General features: G+C 67.0%; 6 protein-coding genes. 3 read left to right on the top strand and 3 right to left on the bottom strand.

Features of this window, described 5'->3' with window-relative positions; translation table 11 throughout:
* Positions 1 to 101: 101 nt before the first annotated feature.
* On the bottom strand, positions 102 to 935 hold the full coding sequence (locus ACFWPX_RS27245; protein WP_378930228.1) for a hypothetical protein: 834 nt from the start codon (positions 933 to 935) through the stop codon (positions 102 to 104).
* Positions 932 to 1,147, bottom strand: a complete 216-nt coding sequence (locus ACFWPX_RS27240) for a hypothetical protein (protein WP_378930226.1) — start codon at positions 1,145 to 1,147, stop codon at positions 932 to 934. The genes ACFWPX_RS27245 and ACFWPX_RS27240 overlap by 4 nt, the downstream gene beginning before the upstream one ends.
* Before the next feature lie 424 nt (positions 1,148 to 1,571).
* On the opposite strand from ACFWPX_RS27240, the gene ACFWPX_RS27235 reads away from it, so the two are divergent.
* Complete coding sequence (locus ACFWPX_RS27235; RefSeq protein ID WP_378930224.1) at positions 1,572 to 2,630, top strand: phosphotransferase family protein; 1,059 nt, start codon at positions 1,572 to 1,574, stop codon at positions 2,628 to 2,630.
* A gap of 9 nt (positions 2,631 to 2,639) precedes the next feature.
* On the opposite strand, the gene ACFWPX_RS27230 is transcribed toward ACFWPX_RS27235, so the two are convergent.
* Entirely contained in the window at positions 2,640 to 3,263 is a 624-nt protein-coding gene (locus tag ACFWPX_RS27230) for a TetR/AcrR family transcriptional regulator (protein ID WP_378930222.1), read from the bottom strand.
* A gap of 255 nt (positions 3,264 to 3,518) precedes the next feature.
* Between ACFWPX_RS27230 and ACFWPX_RS27225 the strand changes: the two genes are divergently transcribed.
* Both ACFWPX_RS27225 and ACFWPX_RS27220 read left to right on the top strand, forming a co-directional pair.
* On the top strand, positions 3,519 to 4,799 hold the full coding sequence (locus ACFWPX_RS27225) for an MFS transporter (RefSeq protein ID WP_378930329.1): 1,281 nt from the start codon (positions 3,519 to 3,521) through the stop codon (positions 4,797 to 4,799).
* A 14-nt stretch (positions 4,800 to 4,813) separates the two neighbouring features.
* On the top strand, positions 4,814 to 6,331 hold the full coding sequence (locus ACFWPX_RS27220; protein ID WP_378930220.1) for a long-chain fatty acid--CoA ligase: 1,518 nt from the start codon (positions 4,814 to 4,816) through the stop codon (positions 6,329 to 6,331).
* The last annotated feature ends 1 nt before the right edge of the window (position 6,332 follow it).

Raw genomic sequence — 6,332 nt, 5'->3', positions numbered from 1 at the left:
TCCCTCCCCCGCGCGGCGGCCTGGCGGGCCCCGCGGCGCGCCCCCCCCCCCGGCGCGCCCGCCCCCCCCCCACGACCACGAGCGCGGTGGTGCCGGCGGCGCTAGACCAGGCGAAGGCTGTCGATCATCTTCTTCGCCTGATCGGCGGTGAGTTCGCCGGTGGTGCCGCGGTCGACGAGGATGGTCAGTACGAGGGTGGTGTTGGCGGCGTTGCGGAATCCGAAGGTGTACACGGAGTAGGCGTTCGCCGTGCACCCCGGGATCTGCGGGGTCCACGCGCCCGAGGTCTCCACGAATTGGCCGCTGACACCGCTCTGGGTCTTCATCGATGAAGGCGTGCTGATCTTTCCGCCGGTCGGGTCCGAATACCCGCCTGCCGCGGAAATTTTCGCGACGCTCTTGGCGGCGGCAGCGAGATCGGTTTCGGTGCTCGAGGTGACTGCGGCCATGGCGCGGTAGACCGAGCCGGGGCAGTAGTCGGCTCCCTCGGTGGCCTGACCGCGACCGTCCACCGAGCCGTTCGCGGTGGTGAACGACATGGGGTCGGAGTCGGAGTGGATGGTCCAGGCCGACGGCACGTCGTAGGCGACGCGATAGGTCGGGATCAGCACGCCTTTCGAGCCAGGGGCCAGGGGCGCGGTACTCGTGCCCGACAGTGGTCCCGCCTTCGTGGTGGTGGTCGAACCCGCCGACGTCGTGGACTCGTCGGAGGAACGGGCGGCGAAGGCGACCGCGACTGCTACTCCGATCGCCAGCACTACGATCACGGACACCACCGCGATGATCCCGCCCGAGCCGCCACCGCGACGCGGCGGTGGCGAATACTGCTGTGGCGCAGGAGCGTAACCGTAGGGCTGTTGCCCGTACCCCGGCTGCTGGGCGAACGGCTGCTGGCCCGTCCCGAACTGCTGTCCGTACGGCTGTTGGCCTGTCATCGGCTGGGATGCGTACGGCTGCCCAGGTTGCGGTGCATACGGATCTTGGCCCATCCCGGATTGCTGCCCATATGGCTGCTGCCCGGTCCACGGCTGCCCGACCACTGTCGGCGGCGCGTACGGATGCTGGCCGCTGCCGGGTTGTCCCGTTCCGGGCTGCTGCCACTGCGGCTGCTCACCAGTTCCGGGTTGCTGCCACTGCGGCTGCTCACCAGTTCCGGGTTGCCCGAAAGACTGCCCGAACACAGTCGGCGGTGCAACCGGATGTTGCCCACTGCCAAGCTGATTCACGCCCGGTTGCGGGCCGTCTTGCGGTCGGGCGGCCGACGGTTCGGCCGGATTGCTGGGCGACCGCAGGATGGTGGGATCGGCGAGAGGTTGTGCGGCGGGGTCAGGGGTGGGGCCTGACATTCCGGGCGCCTCCCACCACCGATCACTGTCGTTTGCCACGTCGGGAGTCCTTCCTCGCCATCCGCCCCCGACCGTCGAGCGGGTCGTATCCGGACAGATCCACCCGCTCAGCGTAATGGCGAAACACCGTTTTCGAGTAGTCGAAACCGGGGGCGGACGCCGGTCAGCCCGGTCTCGGACGGTCAATCAATTGAATCTGACGTCAATGCCAATTATGGTCGCCGTATGTACACGCACGACGACAACGCCATCCTGCGCGCCGCCGCCGATCAGACGTTCACGATCGAACAGGACGCCTTCGGTTCGTGGCTCGCGGAGCGCAACGAGGCCTGTACTCCCCCGGTGCAGCCGACCAGAGTCGGTGTCGGGCAGTCGAATCTGACCTTCGAGGTCGCCGACAGTGCGGGCAGGCGGTGGGTGCTGCGGCGACCGCCGCTCGGCCGCTTGCTGGCCTCGGCCCACGATGTGGCGCGCGAGGCGCGGATTCTCACCGCGCTCGCGCCGACCGATGTGCCGGTACCCCGGATCATCGATGTGCGCCACGATGACGACGCGGCGCTGGTGTTGATGGAACACGTCGACGGCATCGTGCTCGACCGCACCTCGAATGCCGATCTGCTCACGACCGAGCAGCGCCACAGCGCGGGAATCTCCTTGGCGCGCACACTGACTCGCGTTCATGCCGTCGACCTGGCGGCCACCGGCCTGATCGACCTTGCCAGTCACAAACCGTATGCTCCGCGTCAGGTCAAGCGGTGGACCGCCCAATGGCAGACGTCCAAAACCCGCGAATTTCCGCTGGTCGAGCAACTGGCCGACCGACTGCTCGCGAGCGCGCCTGCCCAGACCGAGCTGACGCTGGTGCACGGGGACTACAACCTGCGCAATGTCATCACCTCGCCGGAATCGGGCGAGGTGGCGGCCGTATTGGACTGGGAGCTGTGCACTCTCGGCGAACCGCTGGCAGACCTCGGATGCCTGCTGACCTACTGGCCCGCGCCGGGCGAGCCGACCATCGGCGACCTCGGCATGAGCACCCTGCCCGGCTTCCCGAGCCGTGACGAGCTGATCGACGAGTACCTGGGCATCACCGGACGCGATCGTCGAGCGTTGTCGTACTGGCATGCGCTGGGACTGTGGAAACTGGCGGTCATCGCCGAAGGGGTGTTGCGGCGCACGATCGACGATCCGCGTAACCGCGCCGCGGCGGGGACTCCGACAGCCGAGGTGGTGAACGGCCTGGTCGAATTGGCCGACGAGATCGCAGGCGCGGCCGGGTACTGACGTAGCGCCTCAGTCGGCGTCGCGCAATTGGAGTGCGTTGAACCACAACTGGTTCAACGTCTCGACAAGCACCTCGAAGTCGATTTTCTCGTCGCCGACGAAGACCAGATAGGCCGTCCGGCTGACCATCGCCGAGAGCGAGAGTGCGGTCGCCCTCGCATCGAGGTCGGCGTCGACCAGTCCACGCCGCTGCAAGTCGGCGATCATCGCCGCATTGCGATCGAGCAGTGCGGCACCGCGTTCGAAGCGCAGTAGCCGGAAGTTCTCGTCCACCTGCGACACCTGCTCGAGCACGCCCATCAGCCGGGCATTGCGACGATAGGTGCGCAGGTATTCGAGGTTGGCCGCGGCGATCAACTCCCGCGGATCATCGACCCCGACGCGCTCGCGGACGTGCGGATGGAGCATCTCCTCACGCAATTGCCGCACCACCTCGGCGAAGACTTCTTCCTTGCTGTCGAAGTAGGTGTAGAACGACCCCGACGCGACGCCCGCGGTCTTGGAGATATCACTGATCCGCGCATCGAGAAACCCGTCGTGCTCGAAGACCTCCCGCGCCGCGGTGATCAGGGCAGCCCTGGTCCGCACGCCGCGCGTGCTCTTCGGGGCAGGTTTGCCAACCTGCTCGCCCACACCGTCTCCGACGCCCACCGTCTCACTTCACCACTCGTCGCAACTACTCCCCTGACCTGGTGAAGCCTAGCAGCGCGACCGTGCCCGCCCGGGCAATCGCCGCATTCACTTGAATGTGACGCCAGATTCAAGTACCGTCTGCTCACGCCGATAAGTGATCACGATCACATCGGTTCGCCGACCTTCTCCCGGGAGATTTCTTTGACTCCGAATCCGGTCCCCACTGCCCCCGATCAGCGAAAACTGCGCCGCCTGATGGCCGCGGGCCTGCTGGGCAGCTCGATCGAGTGGTACGACTTCTTCATCTACGGCACCGCAGCCGCCCTGGTGTTCGGCAAGGTGTTCTTCCCGGACTCCTCGCCCCTGATGGGGACCCTGCTCTCGTTCAGCACATTCTGGGCAGGCTTCCTCGCCCGCCCACTCGGCGGCGTCGTCTTCGCCCACCTCGGCGACAAGACCGGCCGCAAACCCGCGCTGGTGATCTGCCTGATCCTGGTTGCCACCTCGACGTGCGCGATCGGTCTGCTGCCCAGCGCGGCGACGATCGGCGTCGCAGCCCCGATCCTGTTGGTGACCTTGCGGTTCCTGCAGGGTCTCGCGGTCGGTGGCCAGTGGGGTGGTGTCACCTTGCTGCTCACCGAAACCAGCAAGCCCGATCAGCGGGGCCGCGCGGGCACCTTCGGTCAGATGGGCGTGCCGTTCGGACTGCTGCTCGGCACCGGCGCGTTCCTGCTGGTCGGGGAACTCGTGCAGGGTGCCGACTTCGTGTCGTGGGGTTGGCGGGTGCCGTTCCTTGCCAGCGCGGTGCTGTTCCCGGTCGTGTTGTTCATTCAGATGCGGATCGAGGATTCGCCCGAGTTCCGCGCACTCCAGGAGCGCGCGGCCGAGCCGGCCACCACCGCCAGCCGCGCGCCCATCCTCGAAGTGCTGCAGCAGCATTGGAAGAAGGTGCTGCTCGGCTCGGGTCTGCTGTTCGGTAGCAACGCCATCTTCTACGTCAGCGTCGCGGGCGTTCTCGACTACGGTGTGCGCGAGCTCGGCCTTGCTCGCACCGATGTGCTCACGGTGACGTTGCTCGGCTCAGCGCTCGGGGTACCGGTGATCTTCTTCGCCGGCGCACTATCGGATCGCATCGGTCGACGCCCGCTCATGCTGACCGGCGCGGCGATCATGGCGGTGTGGGCGTTTCCCTATTTCTGGCTGATCAACACCGGCTCCCTGGCTGCCATCCTGATCGCCAACACGATCGGCGCCGGCATCGGATCCGGCCTCGTGTACGGGCCGCTCGCAGCCTATCTCGGCGAGCTGTTCGAACCGCGCATCCGCTACTCGGGTATCACCGCGGCCTACCAGCTGGCGGCGATCCTGGTCAGCGGTGGCACGCCGTTCCTGATGACCGCGCTGCTGGCGTCGACCGGCTCGACCGCCTCGGTATCGGCATACCTGGCGGTGATGGCGCTGTGCACGCTCGGCTGCGCCTTGGCACTGCCGGAAACCGTCACCGTGCCGCGGACAGCCGCCGCGACCGCCCGATAGCGAGGAGCGACCCGATGCCCAATGTCACTGAACGGTTCCGGGACAACGTAGCGCTCCGGCCCGACGCCATCGCGCTGCGCTCGCCCGATCACACGATGAGTTATCGCGATCTGGACTGTCGCAGTGCGGCTTTCGCCGCCGCACTGCGACAGCTCGGCGTGGCGGCAGGCGACCGGGTCGTGCTGGTGGCGCCGACCGTTCCCGAATTCGCCATCGCCTTCCTCGGCACCCAGCTGATCGGGGCGATCACTGTACCGGTGAACACCATGGCCACGGCACCCGAAATCGGCCACATCCTCGATGATTCCGGCGCCATGGTCGCGATCGCGTGGCACGCCACCCGTGAATCCGCCGAACAGGCCGTCGAACAGCGTGGGCGAACGCTGGTGATCCTGGAAGCCGACGCGTTCGCCGGAATCCACGGCGAACGGATCGAACCCGCGGATCGCCTGATCGACGACACGGCCGTCCTGCTCTACACCTCGGGCACCACCGGTAAGCCCAAGGGCGTCGAGCTCACTGTCGCCAATCTCGTGGAGACGGCCCGCATCTTCATCGAACAGCTACGGATGGGTCCCGACGAGCGGATGGGCACCGGGCTACCGCTGTTCCACGTCTTCGGGCTGGCGGTCGGGCTCGTCACGGCGTTGCATTCGGGGGCGTCGTTCTCACTGCTCACACCGTTCGAGCCGAGGGCGATGATCGAGATGATCCGCGATCATCGGCTGACCATGGTGTCGGGTGTTCCGACGATGTGGAATGCCATGCTGCACACCGCGATCGACATCGGCCCCGCCGACTTCACCCATCTCCGGCTGGCCGCATCGGGGGGCGCGTCCCTTCCCGCCCAGGTGATACAGGCGTTCTCCGAACGGTTCGGGTGCACGATTCTGGAAGGGTACGGGCTGACCGAGTCGTCCGGGGCGGCCACCTACAACCCGCTCGGGCGCGAACAGCGGGTCGGATCGGTGGGCAGTGCGCTGCCTGGCACGTCGATCGAGATCCGTGACCTGCGTGGCGAACTCGTTCCCCAGGGTGTCGCGGGTGAGCTCTACGTTCGGGGTCCCAGCGTGATGAAGGGGTACTGGAACAGCGACGACGCCACGGCGAGCGAGCTGGTAGACGGGTGGCTGAAGACCGGGGACCTGGCCTGCTGCGATGCCGACGGCTACGTCTACATCGTCGGACGGGCCAAGGATCTCATCATCCGGGGTGGCTACAACGTCTACCCGCGTGAGGTGGAAGAAGTGCTGTACCAGCATCCCGACATCGTCGAGGTCGCCGTGATCGGGCTGCCCGACGAACGGTACGGCGAGGAGGTCGGTGCCGCGGTGGTCACCGCACCCGGCTCCACGCTGAACGCCGTGTCCTTGCGCGCGTGGGCCAAGCAGCGGCTCTCGGCCTACAAGGTGCCGCACCTGTTCGCGTTCGTCGACGAACTGCCGAAGGGCCCGACGGGCAAGATCCTCACCAGTGGGTTCGCCGGGTTGCGGTTCGTGACCGCGGTACCGGAATCCGAGCGGACCGCCTGAC

It is taken from the genome of Nocardia sp. NPDC058518, assembly GCF_042719655.1.
In the GTDB taxonomy this organism is placed as follows: domain Bacteria; phylum Actinomycetota; class Actinomycetes; order Mycobacteriales; family Mycobacteriaceae; genus Nocardia.
This window is presented reverse-complemented; position numbering and strand designations above follow the sequence as displayed.

Bases quoted from the DNA above. Each gene is read 5' to 3' on its own strand.
- ACFWPX_RS27245 (WP_378930228.1), bottom strand. From the start codon at position 935: ATGACAGGCCAACAGCCGTACGGACAGCAGTTCGGGACGGGCCAGCAG.
- ACFWPX_RS27220 (WP_378930220.1), top strand. From the start codon at position 4,814: ATGCCCAATGTCACTGAACGGTTCCGGGACAACGTAGCGCTCCGGCCC.
- ACFWPX_RS27235 (WP_378930224.1), top strand. From the start codon at position 1,572: ATGTACACGCACGACGACAACGCCATCCTGCGCGCCGCCGCCGATCAG.
- ACFWPX_RS27225 (WP_378930329.1), top strand. From the start codon at position 3,519: ATGGCCGCGGGCCTGCTGGGCAGCTCGATCGAGTGGTACGACTTCTTC.